General features: G+C 55.9%; 5 protein-coding genes and 1 pseudogene. 4 read left to right on the forward strand and 2 right to left on the reverse strand.

From position 1 onward, the window contains the following. Positions 1–239, forward strand: a 239-nt coding sequence (locus ABYT07_RS19600) for a tRNA (cytidine(34)-2'-O)-methyltransferase (protein WP_372993699.1), incomplete at its 5' end; no start/stop codon positions are given. A 33-nt stretch (positions 240–272) separates the two neighbouring features. Here the strand turns inward: ABYT07_RS19600 and ABYT07_RS19605 are convergent. Beyond that, positions 273–824 carry a hypothetical protein gene (locus tag ABYT07_RS19605; protein WP_372993700.1) on the reverse strand — a complete coding sequence of 184 codons (552 nt, stop codon included), beginning with the start codon at positions 822–824 and terminating at the stop codon, positions 273–275. Positions 825–969: 145 nt separating this feature from the next. Next, positions 970–1620, reverse strand: a complete 651-nt coding sequence (locus ABYT07_RS19610) for a carbonic anhydrase (RefSeq protein WP_372993701.1) — start codon at positions 1618–1620, stop codon at positions 970–972. A 148-nt stretch (positions 1621–1768) separates the two neighbouring features. On the opposite strand from ABYT07_RS19610, the gene ABYT07_RS19615 reads away from it, so the two are divergent. The 3 genes and pseudogenes from ABYT07_RS19615 to ABYT07_RS19625 form a co-directional block, all read left to right on the forward strand. Continuing rightward, the gene (locus ABYT07_RS19615) at positions 1769–2146 is read left to right on the forward strand and encodes a hypothetical protein (RefSeq protein WP_372993702.1); all 378 of its coding nucleotides are present in this window, start codon (positions 1769–1771) and stop codon (positions 2144–2146) included. 69 nt (positions 2147–2215) lie between these two features. Continuing rightward, entirely contained in the window at positions 2216–3598 is a 1383-nt protein-coding gene (locus ABYT07_RS19620) for a M17 family metallopeptidase (RefSeq protein WP_372993703.1), read from the forward strand. After that, positions 3595–3900: pseudogene (locus ABYT07_RS19625) on the forward strand (NLP/P60 hydrolase); the annotation flags it as partial. The gene ABYT07_RS19620 and the pseudogene ABYT07_RS19625, both read left to right, overlap by 4 nt.

Below are 3900 nucleotides of genomic sequence, written 5' to 3' on the forward strand. Positions count from 1 at the left end.
ACAGCTTGTACTTCTTTGAAGAACACGGCGAAAAAAGCCTTTATGAACCCCACTATCGAAAGGATGCTTATCTGGTTTTCGGATGTGAATCCGCAGGCCTGCCGTCCGAGGTTCTAGACGGAATGGACGATCGGGTGTTTCATTTGCCGATGCTTGACCCGCGTGTAAGATCCCTAAATTTGGCAAATGTTGCCACGGCAGTTATTTACCAAGCAATGCGGCCCCAGCTTGGCGGCTAAAGTCACGCTTTTGCCTACACGCTTTTTCTCGCCTTAAGCGGCTTTGCCAACATCTCCGTTTACTGCAAAATCAACCCAAAGCTGTCCCTGACGGTATGCGCCTTTGACCAGATGCCCCGGCGTCGCGACTTCGGGATAGACTTCGGCCCAATCGCGAAAGCGGTCGTTCGAGACCACAAACGCGCCCATTTCACGCGCAGCATCCAGAATAAAAGGATCAGCGGGGGATCCTTTGGGCACGACCTGCACGCTTGCGACCGGCAGCTTGAGCAGCTTGCTGAGCGCTTTGTCACCAAGATAGCTGCCAGCAAGCAGATACCCGGCGTTTGCATCAAACATCACGCCCGCTTTGTATCCACGCGCTGTCAAATAGCGCACGACCTCTTGAACAGGTTCGATCTGCGGCGTGCCATCCCGCCAATACATCACATTTGATCCGTCCACGACGACAGCTCTGGCCCCATGCGCCCGCCCTGCAAAAAACCGGGCCCTGATTTCATTCAGAAGCAGAATGAAGCTTGCTATGGCGCAAGGCCCGGCCAGCAAAATGACGTCAGACCAACCCAGCCACAAAAAGGCGATCACAACGCCAATCATTGAAACTAGAAACAGAGCAGCAGATACAATCATAGCGAGAGAAAAGCACCGCGTGCTACTCAGTACAAGAATTATGTCTCAAGAGCTGGCCACCGCTTGGACCATACTGAATTTAAGGCTTTAGATCGGGGCCTTACACCTGAACGAACAGGTTCTTATCGGCGCTATAGCACTCAAGGCCGCCCTCGCCGATATCAGTCCAAAGCCCGTGCAACGTCAGCTCTGCGGCTTTGACCTTTTCTTCGATCCACGGAAAGGTCATCAGATTCTCGAGCGACGTCATAACCGACAGTTTCTCAAGTTGGCGAACCTGCTCTTTGGGGTCCGCAATATCCGCGACGATATCATATTTGGGGCGCAGGATATCCATCCACCGGCCCACAAAACTATTCTTTGCTTCTAGGTCTGGGGCCTTGCCCTGACACATATCGATGCACCCTTGCACACCGCCACAGCTGGAATGGCCCAAGACAATTACATGCGCGACCTTTAGAACCTGCACCGCATATTCAACCGCAGCAGACGTCCCGTGCTGTTCACCATCAGGCAAATAGGGCGGCACCAGGTTGGCAATATTGCGGTGAATAAAGAACTCGCCCTGATCCGCGCCAAAAATCGAGGTAACATGAACCCGGCTGTCACAGCATGAAATTACCATTGCACGCGGATGCTGGCCATCGCTGGCAAGACGCCGATACCAAGCTTGGTTTTCCGAATAACTGGTTGCTTTCCAACCATGGTAACGCTGCACCAGATAAGATGGCAGAGGTTTCGCCTTGTCCATGTCCATACCGTCCCTTTTAGAGTCCCCAAGGGATATCCTGAATTCTAATCACATTCGAGCAAAAAGGCATTTGGGCCTCAACCATTTGAAAATAAATGTGGCGCATAGATATTTCTTAGTCGTGGGGACACATCTAAGGGGTGACAAAATGCATGTTTTACAAATGCGGCCGACCGAACAGGTTAGCGTCGACCAAGAAAGGCTTGGCACGCTTTATGCGCAGCTTGGTGAAGCCGGGGCAGAAGACGTCGTTTGCCGCGCGATGGAGGAGCTTGCCCTTCGGATGTCGCATTGCGACAGGCTGTTTCGGGAATCAAACTGGGATGAATTGCGCAAGAACAGTCGGTCGCTGATTGCTATCGCAGACCAAGTGGGGCTGCAAAAACTTGCCGTCGTTGCGCGTGATGTGATGTGTGCGATTGATCAGCATGACGAGGTCGCCGTTGCCGCCACGCTGACCCGTTTGATCCGTATTGGCGAACGATCGCTGACAGCCATCTGGGACACACAAGATATGTCGATCTGACAGGCTTGCAGCGAGGGCGGATACGTCTAGGTTGGTCGGTAAATTACACGTCCCGAAAGGTACCAACTGATGCCCGCCAGCTTTGCCGATCCGTCCGACCCGCAGATTCCGCTCTATGTCATCGCCGAAGACCAATTAACCGATTGGCTGGCCGATCAACCCAAGGCCACAGCCGATTGGGTAGAGGTGAACAGCTTTACCGGGGCCTTGGGCCAAGCGCTGGCGCTGCCTGATGCGGGCGGTGCTGTTTCTAGGGCGCTGGTGGGATATGGCACGAAAAAATCCCGCAGCAGAGGGCGGTTTCACCTAGCAGGTGCTGCCGGAAAGCTGCCCAAAGGAGCTTATCGCATCGAAACAGACTTGCCCGCTGATGATCTGGCGAATGAAGCCCTTGGTTGGCTGTTGGCATCTTACCGTTTCGACAGATATGCAAAGCAGGCCCCCCTCAAGGCCAGCCTTGTCGCGCCCAAAAATATCGACACCGACCGTCTGCGCGCCCAAGCCGAGGGCGAGATGTTGACACGCGATCTGATCAACACGCCCGCCTCTGACATGGGGCCACCTGACCTTGAATCCGCGGCACGTACGCTGGCAGAAAAACATGGGGCGAGCATCAGCGTTATTACAGGCGATGACTTGTTGGCGCAGAATTTCCCCATGATCCACACCGTTGGCCGCGCCGCAGACCGCGCGCCCCGCTTGATCGATATCAAATGGGGCAATACGGGCAAGAAACTGGCGCTTGTGGGCAAGGGTGTCTGCTTTGACACCGGCGGGCTGAACCTGAAACCCGGTGCGTCTATGGGTTTGATGAAAAAGGATATGGGTGGCGCAGCGGCCGTGCTGGGACTGGCGCATATGATCATGGCAACGGGTATGAACATCCAGCTGCGCGTTCTGATCCCCGCTGTCGAAAACGCGGTTTCCGGCAATGCCTTCCGCCCGCAAGATATCTTGACCTCGCGCAAGGGCCTTACCGTAGAAATCAACAACACCGACGCCGAAGGGCGCCTTGTGCTGGCCGATGCCCTAACCCTCGCGGATGAGGATAAACCCGATCAGATCATCTCGATGGCGACATTGACCGGTGCCGCACGGGTGGCTGTAGGGCCTGATCTTGCGCCCTATTTCAGCGATGAAGCGGCTTTTGTCACAGCCCTTGAAACAGCTGCGGCAACCCATGCCGACCCCGTGTGGCGCTTGCCGTTCCATGCGCCTTACGAGACCATGATTGAACCCGGGATCGCCGATCTGGACAATGCGCCGTCCGGCGGTTTCGCAGGCTGCATCACGGCGGCGTTGTTCCTGCGCCGGTTCGTCACAGAAACGCCCTATGCGCATTTCGACATCTATGGCTGGCAGCCCAGCGCGGCACCCGCCCGACCAAAAGGCGGCGTGGGCCAAGCCACGCGTGCGCTTCATGCCGCCCTTGGTGACCTGCTGGCGAAATGACCGACCACCGGCTTAGCCCTGATCCCGCCAAAGTATCCATGAACGCAACCGGCCAGATCGGGGTTTCGCTGACAGATATCTGCCGTCAACCGGGCGGCGCGCGTGACCGGCAAGCGCTTTATGGCGATACACTGACGATCTTGGCCGAGCATGACGGCTGGTCCTATGTTCAACTGACCAAATGCGGATACTGCGGGTACGTCCAAACCGCTGCGATTTGCGATCTGACCCAGGCAACCCACAAGGTCACGGCCCCTGCCACCCATGCCTATCTTGCCGCCGACCTCAAATCCCGTGATCAG

The sequence above is a fragment of the Sulfitobacter sp. genome (assembly GCF_041552635.1).
GTDB lineage: Bacteria > Pseudomonadota > Alphaproteobacteria > Rhodobacterales > Rhodobacteraceae > Sulfitobacter.